This is a genomic window from Yersinia frederiksenii ATCC 33641 (genome assembly GCF_000754805.1).
Classification (GTDB): domain Bacteria; phylum Pseudomonadota; class Gammaproteobacteria; order Enterobacterales; family Enterobacteriaceae; genus Yersinia; species Yersinia frederiksenii.
This window is the reverse complement of the sequence record NZ_KN150731.1, coordinates 4,418,673-4,442,247: the sequence shown is the minus strand read 5'-3', so window position 1 is coordinate 4,442,247 and position 23,575 is coordinate 4,418,673. Positions and strand designations below refer to the sequence as shown.

Here is a 23,575-nt window from a genome sequence, read left to right as displayed (position 1 = left end):
AAAACATGAATCTCAGCAAGCGGTGTAATTCTCAGTCATTAACAAATCAGTAACCATATTAGATTTAGTCCAAAACAAACCAAATAACCAATTGATATTAAATATATTATTTACAACACATCAGCTTAATAAAATACTCTATTTTATGTATAACAGTATGATAGCTAAGTATTTAAAATGTTTTTTTCAGCAAAATCTTCAATTAAGATTACACAAATAGCTGTATATAACAACAGTAAATTGTGAGTAACTGAAAAGTGCTTGTAGGTTTTGTCGTCAGAATGAGTGCTACGTTTTATTGCACTAACGCGCGACTTGAGAAGAGTCAGTCTGTCTATCAGCGCGGTTACCCCTCTTATGGAGGAGTTCGCTTATTGGCGTTTTATTTTCACTCTCGTAAAAAGGGTGAATTTCAATTTCTAAGGCAGTAAAAGCAAATGTCTCAAGCCATTGAGTATAGCCGTTTACGACAAATTGCTCGCTTCGATGCTGATATTGAACACGACTTTCCAGATAAATCTGGCGCAAACCATACCATGGCAAAGTAGGTAAATCATGATGGACCAGATGATAATTGAGGTTTAGAAATAGTAGACGCCAAGGCCATGCAGCTTCATTCAACGTTGAACGTGCCGCACTATTCTCTGCTGCACGATGTTCAAAAAATGATCTTACCTTAGTCAGGCTAAGTGCCGAATAACCAATCACTAAAATAGTGAACATTACAGAGATACCATACCCCACCATCCAGTACAGCAATAAGCTAAGTAGTCCAAAATGGACTAACCACATGATGATGGCTGGACGATCTCCAGTAATAAAAGCGCGGCTTGCACTGCGGATAGTATCGATGATATCCAATGCTGGCCCCACAACTAATCGGCCAATAAAGGTATTACTGATTCGAATGATGCTTTTGAACAGTGAGGGAAAATGTCGCCACTGTTCTGCTGTGTAGTAATAGCACTCTGGATCTTTTTCCGGATGCGTTAAGTCCTCATTCTTATGATGTTGGATATGAGAGTCACGATAGAGGCCATAGGGATACCATATCGCTAGCGGCAAAGTTCCCAATAGCTGATTTACCCACCGCCAACGAGTTGGGTGACCGTGAATCAACTCATGCTGTAGCGACATGTACCACGTGCTCAACAAGATTAGTAACACGCTACCCAATACTGTACCTAATTGTTGCCAATAGATGACGCAAGCAAACCAACCAGTGTAAATAACCCCAATCAGTGCCCAGGTAGGCAGCTCCAGACGCCACATCCAAGAACGAGATAGCTGTTTTACTCGTGCCCGTTGCTGTTCATTAAGATAATAAGAAGCCCCCGCCACGTAGTGGCTAATTTTGCTATCAGCAGTAGGCATATTAAGACTCATTCTTGGCATAATTCGGGCCAGTATCAGCTTAATAATATCTACTGCTAACTAACTTAAAGCGCTTTGTATATCTAAAAACTGTCTATCTAAACCTCTACCCAACGCAGCTCTTGGGCTGAAACAGCAATAGCATCTAATACTTTGGAAACGTTCCAGCCCTCTTCGAAGTCCGGCCACATGCGATCTCCAGCTGCAATTCCGTTAATCAAATCGCGGATCTCAACTGTTTTTTGATCATTAAATCCAATGCCATGCCCTGCACTGATACAGAAAGCAGCATAATCTGGGTGTTGCGGCCCGGTAAGCAATGTTTTAAACCCTTGCCTGGACTGAGGGTCATCATGGCGATAGAGCTGTAATTCCGCCATACGCTCCTGAGAATAGCTGATTGTACCTTTCGTTCCCGTGACCACATATGTCAGCCCCATTTTGCGGCCACAAGCAATACGTGATGTTTCTATTGTTCCCATCGCACCATTAGCGAAACGTACCAGCGCACTGGCCTGATCCTCATTCTCCACAGCTCGCAGCACTGATGGGTTTTGTGGGTCAGGGCGCTGCTTTATGACAGTCTGCATATCGCCACATACGCTGAGAATATCACCCACCAGATAATGAGCCATATTGACAATGTGTGCGGCCAAATCCCCTAATGCTCCAAGTCCCGCCTGTGCTTTAGTACAGTGCCAATCTAATGGTGTCCGCGGATCAGCAAGATAATCTTCATTATGTGTACCGTAAAAATGTACAACATCACCAATCTCGCCATTCGTAATAATCTCACGCGCCAATTGGCTGGTCGGGTTTTTCATATAATTGAACCCTACCAGGGTTTTTACGCCCTTTGCCCTTGCTGCTTCAACCATCTCTTTGGCATCTGCGGCATTAAGTGCCAACGGTTTCTCTGAATAAACATGTTTACCGTGGCTAATGGCGGCTAATGCCATTTCTTTATGTAAGAAATTTGGCGCACATATATCCACCACATCAATATCTGGGTCAGCAACCAACTCGCGCCAATTGGCAGTGGAACGGGAGAAACCAAACTCTGTGGCCCGCAACTGAGCCAATTCAGGTGTTACTTCAGCCAACATTTCTAATACTGGCGACCCCTTTAAAGGAAAAACAGTCGCAACCTGTGCGTAAGCAATGGCATGACAGCGACCGATATAACCGGTACCAATGAGGCCAATTCGAACCTTTTGCATTCTATTCCCCTTGCCAGTTTAAGATGAAGTCCCCGCTATGGACTTTGCTTGTCAACGGTTATACGAAATTAAAATTTCATCATCAAGGCAATAATGGAATGAAAAACTCTTTTTGCGAGATGCTACGAAAATTATTGTTGGGCCCATGAAAATTTGCATAAACAAAGCATAAATCTCAGTACTTAGCTCACATTGCTAAGAGCCAAAATGGATGTAATAAATTATTTATTTTCTTTATGTAACGTAGTGAATAATAAATTTCAGAATTTGCGAAGCATTACGCATCGCTAATAACTCGAGGTTTAAATACTGTAATTTCGTTATATAGTAAGTGCCACGATGAAGCACTCACTGAGTCGCTCCTTTATAATTTCGACAGGTAATTTTCTATGAACTCACCTTTCTTGGTAACACCACAGTGGCTGGCCGAAAATATTCATGATGACAAAATCATTATTCTGGATGCCAGAATGTCCCCACCGGGATTGATACCTAAGAGAGATATTCGAGCTGAATTTGAGCAGGGGCATATTCCCGGAGCGGTTTATTTTGATATTGACGCAATAGCAGATCACAGCACCGATTTACCTCATATGTTGCCATCTCCTCAAGCCTTCAGCGAAATGGTTGGTCAATTAGGGGTCAATGAGCAGCATACCTTGATCATTTACGATGACGGAAACCTATTTTCTGCGCCACGAGTTTGGTGGACATTTCGTACATTTGGTGCAAAAAACGTACGTATATTGGCCAGTGGTATCGGTGGATGGCAGCAAGCAGGATTCGCATTAGAGAGTGGACCTGTGAATCCCATACCGCAGACATTCAATGCAACATTCAATACCGCTGCGGTCAAAAACGTTAATCAGGTTTTAGTGGCTCTAGGAAATAAAGAAATACAGATTATAGATGCGCGCCCTACGGGAAGATTTAAGGCACAAGAACCCGAACCTCGCCCAGGCCTACGTTTAGGCCGTATTCCAGGCAGTATTAATATTCCCTGGGGGAGCATGGTCGAAAATGGCAATCTGAAATCACCACAAGCATTGGCAAGCATTTTTGCAGTCCATGGTGTCGACTTAACCAAACCCATCATTACCAGTTGTGGTTCTGGCGTTACCGCCGCAGTAGTTGCTCTGGGACTAACAGAAGCAAATGCATCGTCGGTATCATTGTATGATGGCTCTTGGGCTGAATGGGGTGCCTCTGATTCGCTGCCTATTGACAGTACTCAGCTGCCATAACATAACTTATATCTTCAATTAACTTATAGTTTAAATGGCGACCAGGCCACGGACGCCGTCAAGCTCCATATCGGCGCCCAGTCCTCGCTGGATAATTTTTCCGCGAGACATCACTAAATAGTTATCCGCCAATTCTGCCGCAAAATCATAGAATTGCTCGACCAGCAAGATAGCCATATCCCCTTGTGCGGCCAGTTTTTTGATGACTAACCCAATCTCTTTAATAACTGAGGGTTGAATTCCCTCTGTAGGTTCATCAAGAATTAACAAACGCGGTTGGCAAGCCAAAGCCCGACCAATTGCCAGTTGCTGCTGTTGCCCGCCGGATAAATCCCCACCACGGCGGTACTTCATCTCCTGTAATACAGGAAAGAGTTGATAAATATGCTCTGGCACCGCTTTACTTTGTGAGCCAGGAAAACGCGAAAGCCCTAACAGGATATTCTCTTCTACTGTTAAACGAGGAAATATTTCTCGCCCTTGCGGCACATAGGCGATACCGCCTTTTACCCGCAGATGCGACGACTGGTGACTAATATTCTTACCTTCCCAAGTAATGCTGCCATTCTTAACTGGCACCAACCCCATCAAACACTTGAGCAACGTCGTTTTACCAACACCATTTCGGCCTAATAAACAGGTCACCTCACCTACCGCAGCCTCAAATGACAAGCCGCGCAAGATATGACTGCCCCCATAGTATTGGTCGAGTTCATTAACTTGAAGCATATATTGCCCTTAAATTATCCAGATAAATATTAGTCGTAAGAGCCATCTCGTTGACTAACTCATTCTAAATCAAGCCATATTTCACCGCAGTTTTGTCCCCCAATGAGGAGAGTTTGAATGACTCAACGACCTAAATAAACTTCGATAACTTGCTCATTAGCCTGCACTTCTGCCAACGAACCTTCAGCCAGCACTTGCCCTTGATGCAACACGGTAACATGATCGGCAATCGTCTCGACAAATCCCATATCATGTTCCACTACCATCAATGAATGTTTGCCAGCCAATTGATTAAATAGCTCCGCGGTATAAGCGGTTTCAGCATCCGTCATGCCTGCAGCGGGTTCATCCAATAACAATAGGTGCGGGTCTTGTACTAACAACATACCAATTTCAAGAAACTGCTTTTGACCATGAGAGAGCAAACCCGCGGGCCTCTGTCGCATATCACTTAAACGCAACATAGCAAGTGTTTCATCAATTTGGTCCCGCTGTTCACTATTCAATCTGGCGCGCAAACTTGCCCAAACCGTTTTGGTGTTTTTCTGTGCCAATTCAAGATTTTCAAAGACAGTTAATGCTTCAAATACCGTTGGTTTTTGAAATTTCCGGCCAATTCCTGCTTGCGCAATTTCAATCGTATTCATCGTCAAGAGATCATGATGCTGGTCATACATCATTTTGCCGCTCTGCGGGCGCGTTTTACCGGTGATAACGTCCATTAATGTCGTTTTACCGGCACCATTCGGGCCAATAACACAACGTAATTCTCCTACCCCGATTTGCAATGAAAGATTTCGTAGTGCATGAAAACCATCAAAACTGACATTGATATCTTCCAGTGTCAGTACGGGATCCCGCTGTTGGCGATACTTGTCCGCCGCGTGCTGGATAACACTCGGCTCTTGATCGATGAATTCGGGATAAATCAGTTGTTCAGTAATTTGAAATCGGCTCATTTATCTTTCCCCCGCCGCAATAACCCAATAACACCTTTAGGCAAGAACAAGGTAACCAGAATAAATATTAAGCCGAGGAAGAATTGCCAATATTCCGGCATTGCCATAGTGAACCAACTTTTTGCACCATTGACGATTCCCGCCCCCAGAACCGGGCCAATCAGCGTCCCGCGCCCACCAAGTGCTACCCAAATTGCGGCCTCAATAGAGTTCGTTGGCGACATTTCACTGGGATTGATAATACCAACCTGTGGCACATATAACGCACCGGCTAAAGCGCAAAGCACGGCAGAGAGTGTCCAGACAAACAGCTTGAAACCTTTAGGATCATAACCACAAAATGTCAGCCTATTTTCAGCATCACGTACCGCCGTCAATACCCGGCCAAACTTGGTCCGTGCTAATGCAAAACCCAGTACTAAACTGGCGATTAGCAGTACGAGTGTGGCAAGAAAGAGAGCGATACGAGTAGATGTTGCCGATACAGGGAAACCTAGCAAGGTAGTAAAACCAGTAAAGCCATTGTTGCCACCAAAACCGGTTTCATTGCGGAAGAACAGCAGCATTCCCGCATAGGTTAGTGCCTGTGTCATGATGGAAAAATAGACGCCTTTTATTTTTGAGCGAAAAGCAAAGTAGCCAAAAATAAAAGCCAACAAACCTGGTACTAATACAATCAGACATAATGCCCAGACAAAATATTGACTGCCACTCCAAAACCATGGCAACTCGTTCCATGACAAGAAAGACATGAAAGCAGGCAAACCATCACCAGCCGCCTGACGCATCAAATACATCCCCATGGCATAACCACCGAGCGCGAAAAATAAACCATGGCCCAGTGACAGTAATCCGGCATAACCCCACACCAGATCTAACGCAATTGCGACTACCGCATAGCACAGAATTTTACCCATCAGGGTTAAGGTATATGTCGAGATTGCTAAGGGACTATCTACTGGCAGCAATGCCAGAAAAGGCAGAATAATCAGTAAAATAACCACAAAAGCACCCAGCGATAAGCTGAGAGTGGGAGCTTTCTGCGTCAAGGCTATGGTCAGAGGTTGATTCATTAGTCACTCACCCTGCCCTTAAGGGCAAACAGACCCTGGGGACGTTTTTGAATAAACAAAATGATCAGCACTAAAATCAATATCTTGCCTAGTACTGCGCCAATCTGCGGTTCCAGAATTTTATTCAACATACCCAATCCCAACGCAGCAACAACACTGCCAGCCAGTTGCCCAACACCGCCGAGCACTACCACCAAGAAAGAGTCGATGATATATCCCTGCCCTAATTCCGGGCCGACATTCCCCAGTTGCGATAAAGCAACACCACCTAAACCGGCAATGCCAGAACCCAGTCCAAATGCCAACATATCAACTCTTCCTGTTGCCACCCCGCAACAAGCGGCCATTGCACGATTCTGAGTCACGGCGCGCACCTGTAATCCGAGACGCGTTTTATTTAGTAGCAACCATGTGAGCAGCAACACAATCACGACGAAAGCAATAACCGCAATGCGATTCCACGGTAAAACCAAACTCGGTAAAATCTGTACTCCGCCAGACAGCCATGCGGGGTTAGCAACTTCTAAATTTTGGGCACCAAAAATCATCCGCACACTCTGGATCAACATGAGGCTGATACCCCAAGTCGCCAGCAGTGTTTCTAATGGCCGACCATAGAGATGCCGAATTACGGTTCGCTCTAAAGCCATACCAATTCCAGCGGTAATAAAGAAAGCGACAGGTAAAGCAATCAAGGGATAGAGAGCCAGCCAGTGCGGGGCAACGTGTTGAAATAAGGATTGCACCAAATAAGCAGAGTAAGCTCCCAGCATAAGCATTTCACCGTGAGCCATGTTGATGACACCCAATAAACCATAAGTAATAGCTAACCCTAGTGCCGCCAACAATAAGATTGAACCCAGTGATAGCCCACTGAATACCTGCCCGATAATATCCCCCACCATTAGCCGGTTTTGCACCTGCTTTAAACTACTGGCGGCTGCGGCACGCACATGCTCATCAGGCTCTACATGAATATCCGTTAAGTTTTGTAATCGTGACTGGGTTTGGGGGGAACCAGATTGCCCCAGTAATTGCACTGCATTCAACCGCACCATAGGATTGCTGTCGGTGAGCTGTAAATTAGCCAGCGCAATATTCAATGCCTCTTTAACTTTATGGTCAGTCTCCAATTTCAGGCGCTGATTCAGCAACGGCAGTTGATCGCTTTGCGCCTGTTGCTGTAATTCCAGAGCCGCTTGCAAACGCACTGATTCATCTTCACTGACTAACCGTTGGGCCGCCAATGCATTAGCAATGAGAATACGTAAGCGGTTATTGAGCCAGATTTTTTTCGGTGTATCCGTGGGTGGTAATTTACCGTCTAGCGGTGTGAAAACCTGATTATTTTGGACGAAAGCTTGCCCTGCACCATCAACAACCAACACTTCTTGTTTCAGCGCCTGCAATAATGGTAGCCGGCTAGCATCTGGTTCTGTTGCCCATTGCTGCAACATAGTGGCTTGCTGTGAACGATTGGCTGCAACAAAGTCGTGGGCTGGCCCTGCGGTTGCCAGTGCTGACGTACCCATTAATAAACCAATCAACAGCCGAAGCAGATAATGAGCTGTGTTACCCCAAACAGAAATTAATGATTTCATAGGCCCACACATTACTGATATTTGGCGAAAAGGTTCCGAAGCCAGCTAAACCCGGCTTCGGAGAGTTACCCTTACTGAGTGCTTTTAACGGGATGGTCCGGCTTTTTGTCATTGCCTGCGATGAATGGACTCCACGGCTGTGCGCGGATGGGAGCGTCGGTTTGCCACACCACATTGAACTGCCCGTTAGCTTCAATTTCGCCAATCATCACCGGTTTATGTAAATGGTGATTAGTTTTATCCATGGTTAACGTAAAACCTGATGGTGCCGGATATGTCTGACCGGCCATAGCAGCACGAACTTTATCAGCATCGATTGATTTGGCTTTCTCTGCCGCTTGAGCCCACATATGCATGCCAACCCAAGTCGCCTCCATCGGGTCATTGGTCACTGCGGTATCCGCATTCGGCAAGTTGTGTGCTTTGGCATAAGCTTTCCATTGTTCAACGAATTTCTTGTTAGTCGGATTATCTACTGATTGGAAATAATTCCAGGCGGCAAGATTCCCCACCAATGGCTTGGTATCAATGCCACGTAACTCTTCTTCGCCGACAGAGAAAGCAATGACCGGTACATCGGTCGCTTTAATACCCTGATTGGCTAATTCTTTATAGAAAGGAACATTTGAATCACCGTTGATGGTAGAAATAACCGCTGTTTTTCCATCAGCGGAGAATTTCTTAATATTGCCAACGATAGTTTGGTAATCGCTATAACCAAATGGGGTATAAATCTCCTCAATATCTTTGTCTTGAATACCTTTGGTATGCAGGAAGGCGCGCAGAATTTTATTCGTGGTTCGCGGATAGACATAATCAGTGCCCAACAAAATAAAGCGTTTCGCTGCACCGCCATCTTCACTTAATAAATATTCTACTGCAGGAATAGCTTGTTGGTTTGGTGCTGCTCCGGTATAGAAAACATTCGGCGACATTTCTTCACCTTCGTATTGCACCGGATAGAACAGTAAGCCATTTAATTCTTCAAATACTGGCAGTACTGATTTACGTGAAACCGAAGTCCAAGCCCCGAATACAACAGCAACTTTATCTTGTGTTAATAATTGCCGTGCTTTTTCGGCAAATAACGGCCAGTTAGATGCCGGGTCAACAATAACCGGCTCCAGTTTTTTACCCAATACACCACCATGAGCATTGATATCATCGATGCTCATCAAAGCCATATCTTTCAATGGTGTTTCAGAGATAGCCATAGTGCCGGACAACGAGTGCAAAATACCGACTTTAATGGTATCAGCAGCCAATGAGCCAAATGCCACTCCCATACTGATAACCGAAGCCGAAAGTGCAAAAACCTTAACTAAGTTACGATGTTGCATAGCGTTAACCTCTGGTCGTTGAGTAAAACACACAAGATTGGATTTACTCTGCGCAATCGCCATGCCAGTTTTATATATTATTAATTTAATTGAAGATTATAGATATTTTGGTTAAATAGCCGGATATATAACCTAATTGTCTGCACCATTAATGCGCAACATACGAGCATATATAGTGCAACAGAGGGGAGAAATAAGGTACTACGATGAACAAGCTGGAATGGGTTAATTCAGAAGTTAACAGTGATTATGCGGCTAATTAACGAAAAACAGGAATAGCCAATTGCCATTCCTGTTTTTATATTGCTCAGCTATGCCGACACATCCCCAAAAGATTTCAACGAACAGCCAACACAGTTGTAATTTGAGAGATGACCGGTATATTTAATTTTACTTTTTAGGACCACGTATCCGCAATGTCAGACCTTTTAGGAAATAACGCAGCACCTGATCACCGCAAGGGCGGAAATTTTTGCTCCCTTCTTTACGGAACAAGGCATTTAGCTCAGGTTTAGACACTGGAAATTCAACAGCATTAAACACATCGTGCATGTCGGTGTCCTTCAACTCAAATGCAACACGCAGTTTTTTGAGCACGATATTGTTAGTAATGACTGGCTCTACCGCGGGTGCCGGGAACTTGTCATCTTTACCACGCCGAAAGAAAATCAGGCCATTAAGGAAATGTGCCATCACCAGATCAGGGCAATCCTGATAACCGGCTTCATCTTCTTTCTTAAGAAAATTAACGACATCCGCATTGTTCACTTCAAAATCAGCCAGCTTAATGATTTCTGTTATCTTGGTATCGTTAACGTTAAGCATATAGCGAACACTACGAAGCACATCGTTGTTGATCATATTACTGCCCTATTCCTATTATGTAGATTAGACGTGTGCGAATATCGCAAGAAAAACAAAACGCTTCTTTAACGTCTAGCGGGCAGTATTGTATAGATCAACGCCGATCTTCTCAATGCAAATCTGGTTTGTGATAAAAACAGGCAACATAGTAAAAATAAAAGCTAAAAAAAGTTCGTGTTATTTTTATTTAATAATGGCTAGAATATATAGCATTAAAATAAAGAGATACATTAAGCTTTAGAATTAATATTATTGGTTGGATGATAAAGTGAAATTTCCTCACCTAGAATATATTTCCGCCGTAATGTTGCGGAGATTTTATCCATGACCATCACAATAACCACCATTATTAATGTAATAAACATCACTACGTCCCAGTTCCATAGCCTCATATTCTCGGCATATACTAAACCAATCCCCCCTGCTCCGACAAAACCCAACACCGCAGCTGAGCGAGTATTAGATTCAATTTGATAAAGGCTTAGAGCCAAAAAGGTTGGAAAAGATTGAGTAAAAATACCAAAACGCTGCTTCTGTAAGGCATTGGCTCCCATGGCAGTAAGGCCACGATTAGGTGACTTATCTACGGCTTCATGCCCTTCGGCATAGAGTTTACCCAGTAACCCCATATCTTGCATGATAATCGCTAGCACCCCGGCAAGCGGCCCCATTCCCACAGCTCGAACAAAAATCAGTCCCCAAATAGCCATGTCTATTCCACGGAAAATATCCAGAAAACGGCGCACTACAAATGAAATAATACGTAAACTTGGCGTTGACATCACATTTCGTGCTGCCAGAAATGATAGGGGTAAAGCAATGCATGTGGCCGTGAGTGTCCCGGCAAAAACAATTGCTAAGGTAATAAAAATCTGACTAAAATAATATTTAAATGGCCAATTAATAAAATCATGCCAAACAAACATACGCAAAAAATAGCGGCTTATTTGCTGGCTGCCATTAGCAAATGTTTGCCACGGAACCCCAAAAGTTTTGAAGAAAAAAAGGTAATACAAAAAAACACCAACACCAATCATTGTGACCCATCTAATATAATGTTTTTGTTGTAAGAAAATTTGTGGATGCTGTTGTTTTAGCGTTGATAGCTGACCTGCGGTTAGATGATGAGTCAACATTATGAAGTTCCTTCCACAACTCGCTTGCGTAATTTACCGGATGTGTAATCCAACAATGAGACCACAATAATAATCAGCAACAATGTCATGCTGACCTGATCATAGCGATCGAGTTTTATTGAGGTCATTAACTCTTGCCCAATACCCCCGGCACCCACCAACCCTAAAATTGTCGATTGGCGAAAGTTAATTTCCAGACGCATAAAGCTATAAGAGAGAAATATGGGTTTTACCTGTGGCCACAGCGCAAAACGCATTCGCTGTAATTTTCCAGCCCCACAAGCTGCCAAGCCGCGCACCGGTTTATCCGATGCGGTTTCCAGTGATTCATAAAACAGCTTGGTTAAGCTGCCAATAGTGTGTAACGCCAAAGCTAAAAAACCAGGAATAGCCCCAATACCAAACGCCATGACAAACATCACCGCCCAGGCTAATTCCGGCATAGTACGTAAAAACGCAACAAATGTGCGGATTGATAATCGCAACCAAGCAGGGCTTTGGGTATTATTTGCAGCCAAAAAGGCAAAAATAATGGCAATGATAACTGACAAGATTGTCGAGGCTAATGCTAATTGCAGAGTCTCCCAAATCAACGGTAATTGAATGGGTAAGCGATAACCCCAATAAGCAAAAGAACCCTCCGTATGACCATCTGCAAACAAATTATGCCAATGGAGCACAGGTATAGTTTCGGCCAGATAATCAAAAAAATTCGGAATAGAAATAAATACAGTATGTAAATTAAACTCAGCAATACTGCCAGCGCCAAGATAGATAATTGCCAGCGTCAATGACCAAATCAACGTTTCACGTTTTTGCTTAGTGCGAATCCGCTGATAGTAATGGTTAAAGTCTGTGTTCAAAATTAGCTACCACCTCAAAGCAATAGCTCCAGCTAGCCAGAGCGATACCCTGCAACTTCGAATGCGCAGGGTATATTTTATCTGCAGAACCGACTTAACGGCCGCCTTTGGTTAACTCACGCTTCATATCAATAATAGTTTGATACTCACTCAATGATGTTTCACCGATATGCTGTTTGCCACCCACCGCTTTAATGAAACAACCGTGTTCTTCTTTATCCAGTTTTTTAACTGCGGCCACTAGCTGCGCTTTAAATTCAGCAGGCAATGCACTACGGACCAAAATAGGGCCATTCGGAATCAGTGGTGACTGCCAGATAATACGAATTTGTTTCATTAAATCTGGGTGATCCATACGGATCATACGCGTGAATGCACCGCTGGTATAACCTGTATTATAATCACCGATCATAGAGGCCCAAGTCACTGCGCCATCAAATTGACCGTTTATAACACCCAGAATATCTTGTTCATGACCACCGGAGAATGTCACGCTGGAGAAGAAATCGTTATATTTATTGTCTGGTGTTCCACCCAATTTCTGTTTGAAGCTTTGGTTCGGGATCAAAAATCCTGAAGTTGAGTCCGGATCAGCAAAACCAAATGCTTTACCCTTCAAGTCTTCAATTTTCTGATAAGGACTATCGGCCTTTACCACTACCACTGAGTGATAACCGCGTGATTTGTCTGTATCGTCAATCGCAATACCTACGATATCAACAGCTTTAGGATCTTTAATATATACAGAAGCAAAGGAAGAGGGGGACATACTTAATACTAAGTCAATCTTCCCGCCCAATAATCCTTGAATAACCCCGGAGTAGTCAGATGCATTATGCAGATTTGTTTTTACGTTTAATTCTTTATCCAAAAATTCTTTGACACACATATTATCGCCAATTTGCTGTGTCGCATTCTGCCCACCAAGAATACCCAGATTAATTTCTTTTGGTGCATCCGCTGCTGTGGCATTAAATACCATCATACTTGCCACTAATGAGGTAAAACAAAGTACTTTCTTCATTAAATTAACCTATTCTGGTAGAGGGATAAATGGGAATTAATGCAAAATATCAGATGATTCATCACTATAAATTTCTTGAATAATAGTGTCATTCAGCATTGATGGGTGTCCATCAAAAACAATTTGTCCATGAGCAATACCTATAACTCTCGTACAATAATCTTTGACTAGTTCGACAGAGTGTAAGTTGACGACCACCGCAATATCATTTTCGCTTATTTTCTGTAATGTATTCATTATTCGGGTGGTATTCTTTGGATCCAAAGAAGCGACCGGCTCATCAGCTAATAATATTTTTGGGTTTTGCATCATGGCGCGACAAATAGCAACACGCTGCATTTGGCCACCAGAGAGATTCTCTGCACGCTGCAAAGCATGAGGTAGCATATTGAGCCATTGCAGTAATTCAATGGCTCTGGCTCTATCCTGCTCAGCAAATATTTTAAAAAATGATTTCACTGTCGAGGTATAACTAAGACGGCCTAATAAAACATTGGTAATAACATCAAGACGTGGAACTAAGCAGAAATCCTGAAAAATCATGCCGCATTGAGCGCGCCACTTTCTCATCTGTTTTGTTGTCAATTCAGCAATATTCTGCGTATCACCATTATCATGGTAATTAATGATCTCACCGGCGCTACTGGGAATGGTGCCATTTAAAACATGCAGTAATGTGGATTTTCCAGCACCAGAACGGCCAATTATCGCTACAAATTCACCGGCATGAAGCTCAAAGTTGATATCATCCAACACTCGGTGTTGTGATTTGTATGCTTTAACTAAACCTTTAACGGCAAGTACCTTCTTACGTGGTTCTTGCACCGCAGCTGGATAATCAGCCACAGTGAATTTACGCAATGCCTGGCCCATGTCATGTCTCTCAGATTGCCTGTAGTCATGAGCTATTAACGAATATTTCTATTGCATATTGATGATGGTTTTATGAGAGAAAGGTGACAAAAAATAGCCACCTTTCTGATATTTTATTAGAACAGTATCTTGCTGAGGAGATGTTTTCTTGATTAATGCTTATTGGCTTTACCGATGGCTGTTAAAATCATGGTAATAAGCATATCAATTGAGTCTAACTTCTTAATTTTCTGTAGACAAACAGTACGACCAGTGAACCGATGACTGCCACGACAAAGCTACCAATGTTAAACCCATCAACTTTGCCCATACCAAAGAAGGTACTAATATAGCCCCCAACCAGAGCACCTACCACACCAAGGATTATAGTCATAATAAAACCACCACCATCCTCTCCTGGCATAATCCATTTAGCCAAAATACCGGCAATCAGACCAAAAATAATCCAAGATAGTATGCCCATAAAACCTCCATAAAATTAATTTTCACTAACAGCTGATTTGACTATACAGCAAGCCACAGCATCTCAAGCGAACATTGTGGTTTCAAGTTTACTGACTCAAAACCTCTGTCATTATTAAGTTAAGACCTGAATAACAAAATCTGCAAATCAGACCAGCAATGTTCAGCACAAAATTAAATAATAGGTTCGCGTGGTGTGAAAATATGGTTTACCCCATTTTTCTGTAGTTTTTTTAGCAAATCATATCCACCATTTGGCACCGCATGCGCAGCCTCCCTTTCACTGGCAAAAACGGGGCTAGCCCAATATATATTGACAGGATCATCCTGCTGGAGAGGCAATATAAGAGTGTCTGCATCAGCATAAAGCTCTGATGATAAAATATAGCCTTCATACCCTTTAGGAGCCACGGACGACTCCAACGTGTGGCCTTCCCCTAACCAGGTTATTTTGTTCCAAGGAACATGCGCAAATCCAGCCAGCGAACTTGCCATGTGGATAGCGTTGTCCTCATTCACATATTGACTATCAATGGCTATGGCCATTTCAAGACGTCGATATTTTGCCGCATCATCATTGAACAATATTTCAACCCAAGGTTGCGGACGAATACTGACACCCAATGTCAGAAAATAGTATATTCCATCCTTTTCATGCTGAGATATTGCCATTGGCGGCCACGTTCCTTGGTCGATGGCGTAATATTTCAGTGACGGGCCAAAGTGTTGTTCGTAGCACTGAATATATTCCGCCTGTAATGCAGGCCAAGGATTACCTTCCTCTTGTTGCCAAGTCCGCCAGAATTGACGTGTCTTCTGCGCCTGAGCATATTGGGCATTGGTTGAGGCTGAACCCAAAGGTAAAGTCAGGGGGTTATCTTTAATACAACTGGCTGAATAACAAACCGAGTGATCAATATACAAACTCCAGCCAGGAATAATCGCCAGCAGTTGCCCCTGGTACCATAATGCAGCGCCATCATCACTTTCTGACCAGACTATGGTAATAAATTGTGCATCAAGTTCAGCTTCACCGGCCACATTACGACAAAACTCTGCGGCTAATCGCGGAGCCAATCCTTGTTCAAGGGCAGCATTATCTGCCAATAAAGGGGCCGCAACCAGATTTCTCACCCAGCAAGCACGCACCGGAAAACGTTCTTCAAATGCCTCTTGCGGATAAATATAGAAGTACACCACCCGCTGGTCTTGTTGCACCACGGCGATTAATGTTTGGTTTTCATTACTGACTTCAGCCAGCACCTCAGATTCTTTCATATCGCCTCAACTGTTTCGGCAAAGGATTTTAGGTTAAACACACTGCATTGCCTGCCGTAAAATAAGTCTATTAGCGGGATACGTATAATCTCATGCTAATAACTGTCTATTGGATAATGTAAAACATGCTGATACTAAAACATAACGATAGTGTAAAACGAGTTATCCCTTTAAATCATCAGCAAAAGTCTCAAAAATTCTTAACATCACTAGGAATAACTGGACTATGTATTTCTATAATTGATTCAATGTGTTCCTGCGACTATTGCTTTAAATGATCGGATATCATCTGAGTATTAATAACAAACAGTTGATAGTCTAGTGCCGACTTTCACGCTAAAATAAGACAATTATTTATTGCAGAATTGAAGGTTCACCTATGGCATATATACCGAAGAATTACGCCCGTCTGGAAAGTGGTTATAGAGAGAAAGCACTGAAGATTTTTCCGTGGGTTTGCGGTAAATGTTCACGTGAATTTGTCTATTCTAACCTCCGAGAGTTGACGGTTCACCATATTGACCACGATCACAGCAATAATCCAGAAGATGGCAGCAATTGGGAGATGTTGTGCCTTTTTTGCCATGATCACGAACATTCTAAATATACCGAAGCAGACCTTTATGGCTCGACGGTAATTGCCGGTGATGATGCGCAGAATGATCAAGGAGTTGCCACCCATAACCCATTTGCCAATTTGAAATCTTTGATGAAAAAGTAAACCTGCATGGCCGTGGGATAGATCGCGGCCAATGCGGCGGCATCAGCGCTAAAAACCGAGTAACTGCCGGTATGAACGGCTTTCTTGTTGTGCTGGCAATAATCCGAGCTTATCAGCTAAATCCCGGCATTCCGTCTTTAGGCTATCAAGAATAGTGGCATCATCAGTCATGATGGCTATTTCAGCAAAATCACCGATTTCCGCCAGGTTATCAACCGTAACGTGAAATTTCCCGACAAAATAAATACTGCGCTGTTTTTCTAGTATAAATGCTGGCTGATACCCTAGTGTTGCTAACATACTTTGTACCTTGCCAATATCTTCAATTTTACTGGCTTCACATCGCTCCGTTCCCGGCCCTTTGACTATCCATAAACGAATACCAGAGGGGTGCATTTCCCGCAAAACCATGCTGATCTGTTTCGCAGCTAAATCACCACCGTTAGCTTCTAGATAGATATCTTTTTCATGATTATTGCTAGCAAATACTGTGGCTTGATGTATTGCTAACTGCTCATGTAATTGAGAAATGTTCGATACATGGAACTTCAGCTCCACCTCATATTTACCAACAAAATGTTCACTCATAAAATGCCTTACTAATCAGTGATTTTATTACGCTCGATCCTATACCTCATCATGCAATGATCAAGATTATTATCTATCCATTAAATACAATATCTATCCCATCGGCTGCGTGTCTTTCATTTAATCATTAGTGTTAGTAATGTTTAAACCACTGAATGACGAAAATTAGGTGAGATTTAAGGGGTGATAATGTGAGGTTTTTCACAAAACAAAGGATTTATTAAGAAAGCCTGCCTCCCCTCATGGTTACATCATTGCACCATAATAACAGTGTCATAGAGCCCTGAACGTAGGTGCGACCAACACTATAAAAGTAAATGCAATGAAAGGGAGCTGCACGAATGAATCAATTCAGTGATGAAAAAACGCAAACCTTACTGACCCAGTTGCGACATATTGTGGGGGTCCGCTACTTGCTCACTGGCGAACGGCAAACCGAGCGTTACCGTACCGGTTTTCGTTCAGGGGCCGGCTCTGCCCTTGCGGTAGTATTTCCGTCTACTTTATTGCAGCAATGGCAGTTACTACAGGCCTGCGTGGCCGCCGATACTATTGTTATCATGCAAGCGGCAAATACCGGGCTAACAGAGGGTTCTACCCCTAGTGGGGATGATTATGACCGACCCATTGTCATATTGAATACCTTGCGCCTGAATCAAATTCAATTGCTGAATGACGGTAAGCAAGTGATTGGTTTCCCCGGCAGTACTCTGAACCAATTGGAAAAACGTTTAAAACCTTATGACCGTGAGCCCCACTCAGTGATTGGCTCTTCGTGTATTGGCGCTTCCGTTGTGGGCGGTATTTGTAATAATTCGGGAGGTTCATTGGTTCAAAGAGGGCCGGCATACACCGAGATGGCATTGTTCGCGCAAATTGATGCGCAAGGAGAGTTACAACTCATCAATCACTTGGGCATCAATCTAGGTAATACGCCGGAAGAAATTTTGCAACGACTGGATCGCGGTCAATATCGTGACAGTGATATTGACCAAGGTACACAGCAAGCTTCTGACCATGAATATGCTACCCGGGTGAGAGATATTGATGCCCCCACTCCCTCCCGTTTTAATGCCGACCCAAGACGCCTATTTGAAGCCTCGGGGTGTGCCGGTAAATTAGCCGTCTTTGCAGTTCGACTGGATACCTTCCCTAGCGAGAAACAGCAACAAGTCTTTTATATCGGAACCAATCAAACTCAAGTATTAACACAATTACGCCGAGCTATTTTGCGTGACTTCAAGCATTTGCCTGTCGCGGGCGAATATATGCATCGCGATATTTTTGATATCGCGGAAGTGTATGGCAAGGATACATTTGTGATGATCAACAATATGGGCACCAATAACATGCCTCGCTTCTTTACTTTAAAAGGTAAAATTGATGCTCGCTTAAGCAAAGTACCTTTTCTCATCGACCATTTGACTGACCGGATAATGCAAGGTGTCAGTCAGGTTCTACCCAATCATTTACCAAAACGCCTGAAGACTTACCGCAGTAAATATGAACACCATTTGATGCTAAAAATGTCCGGTGGAGGCATTCCTGAAGCGCAGCAATTCCTGAAAGATTTTTTTGCTACTGCGGAAGGTAACTTTATTACTTGTACGGCTGACGAAGGCAAAAAAGCATTTTTACACCGCTTTGCCGCAGCAGGTGCTGCTGTACGTTATCACGCCGTTCATGCCGATAAAGTAGAAGATATATTGGCGTTGGATATTGCTTTGCGCCGTAACGAAGAACAGTGGTTTGAGACCTTGCCGCCAGAAATAGACCAATGCATGGTTGCTAAACTCTACTATGGGCATTTCTTATGCCATGTCTTCCATCAAGACTATATCGTGAAGAAAGGTATCGATACACACGCACTAAAAGAGAAGATGCTGGCACTGCTGAATGACAAAGGGGCGGAGTACCCAGCCGAGCATAATGTCGGGCATCTCTATATCGCAAAACCCGCATTAAAAGCGTTTTATCGGCAGATAGACCCAACCAACAGTTTTAATCCCGGAATTGGCAAAACCTCAAAACTGAAAGGTTGGCAGAAAAAATAACTATGTCGTACATAGAATTGCCAATAGCGCAATACTCTAAGCATTATCCTAATTCCAGCGGAAAATCGCCTGAATTCTGTCAGACAAACTATAGTCATAGTCTGACACCAACAGAGGTTGGTACTACTGGCAAATATCGATGTTTGCTTTGGAATCTGGGAGATAAAATGAAAATAATACTGTGGATTATTGCGATAATTTTTATTGTCGGGCTACTAACCATTACTGGCGTGTTTAAACTGATTTTTTAATACTATTATGTGAAGTGAGTACAACCAGCCCAGCACTACTCAGCAGAATTTACAGGCCATCAGTAAATTCTGCTATTCGATTAATGCTCTTATTCTGACACCTGAGCCAAGCGCCCTTGAGTGTCTTTTTGCTGACGATAACTTTTCGCAGCACCCGGAATAGGTGCAGCCTTACCGGTCTCTATCCAACTACGCAGGCGGTTTGCATCCGCGAAATGGGTATATTTGCCAAAAGCATCCAAAACAACCAGTGCTACCGGACGATGGCCAATAACAGTACGCATTGCCAGACAGTGCCCAGCTTGATTGGTAAAGCCGGTTTTAGTTAACTGGATATTCCATTTGTCGTTATAAACCAAATGGTTAGTATTACGAAATGGCAGGGTATAGTTAGGATCACGGAAAGTAGCCATTTTCTCGGTTGTGGTACTCAACTGACCAATCAAGGGATATTGTTTGGTTGCTACCAGTAATTTGGTCAGGTCACGAGCCGTCGAGACATTACCAATCGACAAACCTGTTGGCTCCACATAGCGAGTTTTAGTCATTCCCAATGATTTAGCTTTCGCATTCATTGCTTTAATAAATGCGTTATAGCCGCCGGGATAATGGTGAGCCAAGCTTGCCGCAGCACGATTTTCCGACGACATAAGCGCTAGCAGTAACATATCTTTACGGCTGATCTCACTGTTTACCCGCACCCGGGAATAGACCCCTTTCATCTCTTTAGTTTGATGAATATCGACTGAAATAATCTCATCAAGAGGCAATTTGGCATCCAATACCACCATGGCAGTCATTAATTTGGTGATTGATGCAATCGGCACCACCTCATCCGCATTATTGGAATAAATAACTTTATTTGTTTGTAAATCAATCACCATCGCACTACCCGACGCCAACTCCAGAGGGGCTTTCCCTTTAACTTCACCGGACGTACCACTGGCCGAAGCTAAAGGAACGACACTGATACAGGTAGATAAAAGCAAGAAACTTAATAGTGAAAATCGAATTTTTACATTCATGTTGGTCAGCTTAAATAGGTTGTCGGGAGCCATTGTGATTGATCCGGCGCATTATAAATTACAGTAATACACTACGCACCATTCATTCTCAAAATGATTGTTACAAAGATTAAAGCTGCCTAATTGCTACCCATTAGTAAACATTTATCAAAGAAAGAAAAGCCACCGATTAAATATTATCCTATAATTGCCAACATAAATTTTTAGATAAAACTAATTTATAGGTGTTTATATGGGAACAACAATTTTTGGTATTCTCTTCGGAGTATTTTTAGTCGCCGCAGGTTTAGCTGATATTCATGATGAAAATCTAGCCTCACTGACCTTCTGGGTCGATGCATTATTGATTCTTGTGGGAGCAATTTTTCTACTGGGTATCGCCAAATTTATTGGCCGCAAAAGAAAATAGTTTGTGGGATAGGCATTAAAAAAGGCGCTTACAGCGCCTTATTATCTACATTATGCTAAATCAGTCATCACTAACTGAGCTATTTCAAAGTAAATAATCAGACCGGTGCCATCAATAAAGGTAGCAATGAATGGCGCTGAAACCACAGCAGGGTCTATAGATAAGCGCTTTAATACCATCGGAATAATGGAAGAGACGATGGCACTCCACACCGTGATTGCGACTACCGTTAAGCTTACCACGATAGTCACTTCCATCCCCACGCCCAGGAACCAGGCACGGATCCAAGCGGCCAGACCAATGGTCGTTGCCACCATAAGAGAAGTGGAAACTTCTTTGCGCATTACGGCACCAATATTACGCAGGCTGACTTCTCCAAGTGCCATGGCCCGCACCAAGGTCGAGGTAATTTGTGTACCACTGTTACCGCCAGTCCCTATTAATAGGGGGATAAAGAATGCTAAGGCGATGGCTGCTTCCAGTTGTTCCTCAAAAGCTTTTAATACTGTGCCGGTATAAGCTTCTGCGACAAATAGCAGTAATAGCCAAACCACTCGCTTGCGCCATAATGTCACAGGGCTGGTTTGTAAATAAGGCTCATCAAGAGGCATGCTTGCCCCCTGCCGTTGAGCATCTTCCGTGTTTTCATCCTCAATCAATTCAGCAATCTCTTGTGCCCGTAATACTCCCATTAATTTGCCGTGATTTAATACTGGAACAATATCTAAGCCACATTTGGCCAATAAGCCTACTGCTTCATGACGGTCTTGATCTGGAGATACGAAGAAATAGCTCTGATTAATAATCTGAAAGATTTTTATATCTTGCTGCTCTTCCGTCAGCAAATTCTTAACCGAGAGTAACCCAAGCAAATGCTGATTATTATTTGTCACCAACAATTGTGTCGGTATTTCATTATCTGAGATATTTTGCAAGAAATAGGCTTTAGCTTCAGCGACTGACATATCAGCCGATACCGTAATATAGGCATCGCTCATATAAGCGCCTAAAGTAGATTCTTTATCTTCACCTGGATTGAATGGATGCTGCTTTTGCAATGCTAAGTCGAAATGTGAACTCATAAATGACCCTATTACTGTTATTAATCAACTAAACAGTCCTCACATAGGGGCGTAACCAGATTAGAGAGTGCTCTATGGCTATCTCCGTGTCTAAGTTTTAGCACTATACAACGTATCTGATTTCTCAGAAGTTACTTTGGGTTATACCTTAATCCGATATAACCTGTCCTAACCTTGGGCGTCTCTGGACGTCGTCAGATCAGTAACCTGTGTTTGTATAGGAGCCTCGCCTAACGAGATACTGCATTTAAAATGCGAGCACACTATAAACGCGATACTTAAATCAAATCAAAAGAATAACCATTCTTGTTTAAGGTATATTTAGGGTTAGGATTTTTATGGTTCACAATAAAGAGTAGTGAATTCACACTCGCAAAATAGCCAGCGCAATATCTTTCGAGGTTTTTAATGCACGGATTTCACTAAATAAGTCAGTTGCTTCGGCATATTCTTTACGTAAATAACCTAACCACTGTTTGATGCGGGCAACATGATACAAGCCGGTATCACCCTGTTTCTCTAACTGCACATATTTTTGTAGCAGTTTGACCACTTCCGGCCACGCCATGCGTGGTTCGTTATACTTCACAACTCGGCTTAGATTTGGCACATTGAGTGCCCCCCGCCCAAGCATCACGGCATCACAGCCAGTCACTTTCATGCACTGTTGGGCACTGTGGTAATCCCAAATCTCACCATTGGCAATTACTGGTATCGTCAGGCGCTGACGGATCTCGCCGATTGCCGGCCAATTGATGCGGTCCGCCTGATAACCATCATCTTTCGTACGACCATGTACTGCCAACTCAGTGGCACCGGCTTGCTGTACCGCATCGGCAATCTCAAATTGCCGATCACCAGAATCCCAGCCTAACCGAATTTTTACTGTAACGGGCAGATGAGCCGGTACCGCTTCGCGCATGGCTTTAGCACCTTGATAAATCAATTCAGGGTCTTTGAGCAAGGTAGCCCCACCCCCACTGCCGTTAACCAGTTTTGACGGGCAGCCGCAGTTTAAATCTACGCCGTAAGATCCTAGTTCGACAGCACGAGCAGCGTTTTCTGCCAGCCATTGTGGGTACTGGCCTAACAATTGGATACGCACCGGAGTACCAGATGACGTCCGGCTCTGTTGGTGAAGCTCAGGGCATAGTCGGTAGAAGGATTTTGCTGGCAATAGTTGATCGACCACCCGTAGAAATTCGGTGATGCAAAGATCATAATCATTTACTTCACTGAGAAGTTCACGCACCAGTGAGTCTAATACACCTTCCATCGGTGCCAGTATTACCCGCATGCTAATTACCTTGACCTCTTATCCGCGCCATAACATCCCCGCCCAATGGCAATAAATTCCATACAGTATAATGATAAAAAAGACCGGCAATGATACGGGTGAAGCGAG

General features: G+C 43.3%; 23 protein-coding genes and 1 riboswitch. Of the genes, 5 read left to right on the top strand and 18 right to left on the bottom strand.

Going from position 1 to position 23,575, the window contains the following annotated elements:
• Positions 1 to 303: 303 nt before the first annotated feature.
• Together DJ58_RS02315 and DJ58_RS02320 are read right to left on the bottom strand one after the other, a co-directional pair.
• A complete protein-coding gene (locus DJ58_RS02315) occupies positions 304 to 1,374 on the bottom strand; it encodes a fatty acid desaturase (RefSeq protein ID WP_032911037.1) in 1,071 nt (356 codons plus the stop codon).
• Between the two features lie 98 nt (positions 1,375 to 1,472).
• The gene (locus tag DJ58_RS02320) at positions 1,473 to 2,594 is read right to left on the bottom strand and encodes a Gfo/Idh/MocA family protein (protein WP_004709053.1); all 1,122 of its coding nucleotides are present in this window, start codon (positions 2,592 to 2,594) and stop codon (positions 1,473 to 1,475) included.
• A gap of 389 nt (positions 2,595 to 2,983) precedes the next feature.
• Between DJ58_RS02320 and sseA the strand changes: the two genes are divergently transcribed.
• Positions 2,984 to 3,838 carry a 3-mercaptopyruvate sulfurtransferase gene (sseA, locus tag DJ58_RS02325; RefSeq protein WP_004709051.1) on the top strand — a complete coding sequence of 285 codons (855 nt, stop codon included), beginning with the start codon at positions 2,984 to 2,986 and terminating at the stop codon, positions 3,836 to 3,838.
• A 30-nt stretch (positions 3,839 to 3,868) separates the two neighbouring features.
• Here sseA and urtE read toward each other — a convergent pair whose 3' ends face one another.
• From urtE to DJ58_RS02385, 12 genes are all read right to left on the bottom strand, one after another.
• On the bottom strand, positions 3,869 to 4,567 hold the full coding sequence (gene urtE, locus DJ58_RS02330; protein WP_004709048.1) for an urea ABC transporter ATP-binding subunit UrtE: 699 nt from the start codon (positions 4,565 to 4,567) through the stop codon (positions 3,869 to 3,871).
• 122 nt (positions 4,568 to 4,689) lie between these two features.
• Complete coding sequence (gene urtD / locus DJ58_RS02335; RefSeq protein ID WP_032911035.1) at positions 4,690 to 5,526, bottom strand: urea ABC transporter ATP-binding protein UrtD; 837 nt, start codon at positions 5,524 to 5,526, stop codon at positions 4,690 to 4,692.
• The gene (urtC, locus tag DJ58_RS02340) at positions 5,523 to 6,599 is read right to left on the bottom strand and encodes an urea ABC transporter permease subunit UrtC (RefSeq protein WP_032911033.1); all 1,077 of its coding nucleotides are present in this window, start codon (positions 6,597 to 6,599) and stop codon (positions 5,523 to 5,525) included. Before urtC ends, urtD begins: the two co-directional genes overlap by 4 nt.
• The gene (gene urtB / locus DJ58_RS02345; RefSeq protein WP_004709046.1) at positions 6,599 to 8,200 is read right to left on the bottom strand and encodes an urea ABC transporter permease subunit UrtB; all 1,602 of its coding nucleotides are present in this window, start codon (positions 8,198 to 8,200) and stop codon (positions 6,599 to 6,601) included. The genes urtC and urtB overlap by 1 nt, the downstream gene beginning before the upstream one ends.
• A gap of 71 nt (positions 8,201 to 8,271) precedes the next feature.
• On the bottom strand, positions 8,272 to 9,540 hold the full coding sequence (gene urtA, locus DJ58_RS02350) for an urea ABC transporter substrate-binding protein (protein ID WP_004709044.1): 1,269 nt from the start codon (positions 9,538 to 9,540) through the stop codon (positions 8,272 to 8,274).
• Between the two features lie 390 nt (positions 9,541 to 9,930).
• Complete coding sequence (locus DJ58_RS02355) at positions 9,931 to 10,401, bottom strand: YehS family protein (RefSeq protein ID WP_025377712.1); 471 nt, start codon at positions 10,399 to 10,401, stop codon at positions 9,931 to 9,933.
• A gap of 233 nt (positions 10,402 to 10,634) precedes the next feature.
• Complete coding sequence (phnE, locus tag DJ58_RS02360) at positions 10,635 to 11,540, bottom strand: phosphonate ABC transporter, permease protein PhnE (RefSeq protein WP_004709042.1); 906 nt, start codon at positions 11,538 to 11,540, stop codon at positions 10,635 to 10,637.
• Positions 11,540 to 12,403, bottom strand: coding sequence for a phosphonate ABC transporter, permease protein PhnE (phnE, locus tag DJ58_RS02365; RefSeq protein ID WP_032911030.1), 864 nt, complete (start codon positions 12,401 to 12,403; stop codon positions 11,540 to 11,542). Before phnE (DJ58_RS02365) ends, phnE (DJ58_RS02360) begins: the two co-directional genes overlap by 1 nt.
• 94 nt (positions 12,404 to 12,497) lie before the next feature.
• The gene (gene phnD, locus DJ58_RS02370) at positions 12,498 to 13,427 is read right to left on the bottom strand and encodes a phosphonate ABC transporter substrate-binding protein (protein WP_004709040.1); all 930 of its coding nucleotides are present in this window, start codon (positions 13,425 to 13,427) and stop codon (positions 12,498 to 12,500) included.
• Positions 13,428 to 13,463: 36 nt separating this feature from the next.
• The gene (phnC, locus tag DJ58_RS02375; protein WP_004709038.1) at positions 13,464 to 14,300 is read right to left on the bottom strand and encodes a phosphonate ABC transporter ATP-binding protein; all 837 of its coding nucleotides are present in this window, start codon (positions 14,298 to 14,300) and stop codon (positions 13,464 to 13,466) included.
• A 214-nt stretch (positions 14,301 to 14,514) separates the two neighbouring features.
• Positions 14,515 to 14,763, bottom strand: coding sequence for a GlsB/YeaQ/YmgE family stress response membrane protein (locus DJ58_RS02380; RefSeq protein ID WP_004709035.1), 249 nt, complete (start codon positions 14,761 to 14,763; stop codon positions 14,515 to 14,517).
• A gap of 173 nt (positions 14,764 to 14,936) precedes the next feature.
• Positions 14,937 to 16,040 (bottom strand): suppressor of fused domain protein, encoded by a 1,104-nt coding sequence (locus DJ58_RS02385; protein WP_004709033.1) that lies wholly within the window; start codon positions 16,038 to 16,040, stop codon positions 14,937 to 14,939.
• A 379-nt stretch (positions 16,041 to 16,419) separates the two neighbouring features.
• Between DJ58_RS02385 and yajD the strand changes: the two genes are divergently transcribed.
• A complete protein-coding gene (yajD, locus tag DJ58_RS02390) occupies positions 16,420 to 16,761 on the top strand; it encodes an HNH nuclease YajD (RefSeq protein WP_005158894.1) in 342 nt (113 codons plus the stop codon).
• Between the two features lie 48 nt (positions 16,762 to 16,809).
• Here the strand turns inward: yajD and DJ58_RS02395 are convergent, their stop codons facing one another.
• Entirely contained in the window at positions 16,810 to 17,349 is a 540-nt protein-coding gene (locus DJ58_RS02395; protein ID WP_004709030.1) for a class IV adenylate cyclase, read from the bottom strand.
• Between the two features lie 341 nt (positions 17,350 to 17,690).
• Here DJ58_RS02395 and dld point away from each other — a divergent pair, with 341 nt between their 5' ends.
• Together dld and DJ58_RS24205 are read left to right on the top strand one after the other, a co-directional pair.
• Entirely contained in the window at positions 17,691 to 19,403 is a 1,713-nt protein-coding gene (gene dld, locus DJ58_RS02400; RefSeq protein WP_004709028.1) for a D-lactate dehydrogenase, read from the top strand.
• A gap of 2 nt (positions 19,404 to 19,405) precedes the next feature.
• Positions 19,406 to 19,654 carry a small membrane protein YohP gene (locus tag DJ58_RS24205; RefSeq protein WP_032913275.1) on the top strand — a complete coding sequence of 83 codons (249 nt, stop codon included), beginning with the start codon at positions 19,406 to 19,408 and terminating at the stop codon, positions 19,652 to 19,654.
• A gap of 89 nt (positions 19,655 to 19,743) precedes the next feature.
• On the opposite strand, the gene pbpG is transcribed toward DJ58_RS24205, so the two are convergent.
• The gene (gene pbpG, locus DJ58_RS02405) at positions 19,744 to 20,679 is read right to left on the bottom strand and encodes a D-alanyl-D-alanine endopeptidase (protein WP_032911059.1); all 936 of its coding nucleotides are present in this window, start codon (positions 20,677 to 20,679) and stop codon (positions 19,744 to 19,746) included.
• Between the two features lie 232 nt (positions 20,680 to 20,911).
• Here pbpG and DJ58_RS23240 point away from each other — a divergent pair, with 232 nt between their 5' ends.
• Complete coding sequence (locus DJ58_RS23240; protein WP_004709023.1) at positions 20,912 to 21,088, top strand: hypothetical protein; 177 nt, start codon at positions 20,912 to 20,914, stop codon at positions 21,086 to 21,088.
• Positions 21,089 to 21,138: 50 nt separating this feature from the next.
• Here the strand turns inward: DJ58_RS23240 and DJ58_RS02415 are convergent, their stop codons facing one another.
• Positions 21,139 to 22,170 (bottom strand): magnesium transporter, encoded by a 1,032-nt coding sequence (locus DJ58_RS02415; RefSeq protein ID WP_004709020.1) that lies wholly within the window; start codon positions 22,168 to 22,170, stop codon positions 21,139 to 21,141.
• A gap of 75 nt (positions 22,171 to 22,245) precedes the next feature.
• A riboswitch (M-box (ykoK) riboswitch) is annotated at positions 22,246 to 22,415 on the bottom strand.
• 119 nt (positions 22,416 to 22,534) lie between these two features.
• Complete coding sequence (gene dusC, locus DJ58_RS02420; protein ID WP_004709019.1) at positions 22,535 to 23,467, bottom strand: tRNA dihydrouridine(16) synthase DusC; 933 nt, start codon at positions 23,465 to 23,467, stop codon at positions 22,535 to 22,537.
• Positions 23,468 to 23,575: the final 108 nt, after the last annotated feature.

Bases quoted from the DNA above. Each gene is read 5' to 3' on its own strand.
- dusC (WP_004709019.1), bottom strand. From the start codon at position 23,467: ATGCGGGTAATACTGGCACCGATGGAAGGTGTATTAGACTCACTGGTG.
- urtD (WP_032911035.1), bottom strand. From the start codon at position 5,526: ATGAGCCGATTTCAAATTACTGAACAACTGATTTATCCCGAATTCATC.
- DJ58_RS02315 (WP_032911037.1), bottom strand. From the start codon at position 1,374: ATGCCTACTGCTGATAGCAAAATTAGCCACTACGTGGCGGGGGCTTCT.
- urtB (WP_004709046.1), bottom strand. From the start codon at position 8,200: ATGAAATCATTAATTTCTGTTTGGGGTAACACAGCTCATTATCTGCTT.
- phnC (WP_004709038.1), bottom strand. From the start codon at position 14,300: ATGGGCCAGGCATTGCGTAAATTCACTGTGGCTGATTATCCAGCTGCG.
- urtA (WP_004709044.1), bottom strand. From the start codon at position 9,540: ATGCAACATCGTAACTTAGTTAAGGTTTTTGCACTTTCGGCTTCGGTT.
- DJ58_RS02385 (WP_004709033.1), bottom strand. From the start codon at position 16,040: ATGAAAGAATCTGAGGTGCTGGCTGAAGTCAGTAATGAAAACCAAACA.
- DJ58_RS24205 (WP_032913275.1), top strand. From the start codon at position 19,406: ATGTCGTACATAGAATTGCCAATAGCGCAATACTCTAAGCATTATCCT.
- DJ58_RS02395 (WP_004709030.1), bottom strand. From the start codon at position 17,349: ATGAGTGAACATTTTGTTGGTAAATATGAGGTGGAGCTGAAGTTCCAT.
- phnD (WP_004709040.1), bottom strand. From the start codon at position 13,427: ATGAAGAAAGTACTTTGTTTTACCTCATTAGTGGCAAGTATGATGGTA.
- DJ58_RS23240 (WP_004709023.1), top strand. From the start codon at position 20,912: ATGGGAACAACAATTTTTGGTATTCTCTTCGGAGTATTTTTAGTCGCC.
- dld (WP_004709028.1), top strand. From the start codon at position 17,691: ATGAATCAATTCAGTGATGAAAAAACGCAAACCTTACTGACCCAGTTG.
- DJ58_RS02415 (WP_004709020.1), bottom strand. From the start codon at position 22,170: ATGAGTTCACATTTCGACTTAGCATTGCAAAAGCAGCATCCATTCAAT.
- urtC (WP_032911033.1), bottom strand. From the start codon at position 6,599: ATGAATCAACCTCTGACCATAGCCTTGACGCAGAAAGCTCCCACTCTC.
- DJ58_RS02355 (WP_025377712.1), bottom strand. From the start codon at position 10,401: ATGATCAACAACGATGTGCTTCGTAGTGTTCGCTATATGCTTAACGTT.
- urtE (WP_004709048.1), bottom strand. From the start codon at position 4,567: ATGCTTCAAGTTAATGAACTCGACCAATACTATGGGGGCAGTCATATC.
- DJ58_RS02380 (WP_004709035.1), bottom strand. From the start codon at position 14,763: ATGGGCATACTATCTTGGATTATTTTTGGTCTGATTGCCGGTATTTTG.
- phnE (WP_004709042.1), bottom strand. From the start codon at position 11,540: ATGTTGACTCATCATCTAACCGCAGGTCAGCTATCAACGCTAAAACAA.
- yajD (WP_005158894.1), top strand. From the start codon at position 16,420: ATGGCATATATACCGAAGAATTACGCCCGTCTGGAAAGTGGTTATAGA.
- pbpG (WP_032911059.1), bottom strand. From the start codon at position 20,679: ATGAATGTAAAAATTCGATTTTCACTATTAAGTTTCTTGCTTTTATCT.
- sseA (WP_004709051.1), top strand. From the start codon at position 2,984: ATGAACTCACCTTTCTTGGTAACACCACAGTGGCTGGCCGAAAATATT.
- DJ58_RS02320 (WP_004709053.1), bottom strand. From the start codon at position 2,594: ATGCAAAAGGTTCGAATTGGCCTCATTGGTACCGGTTATATCGGTCGC.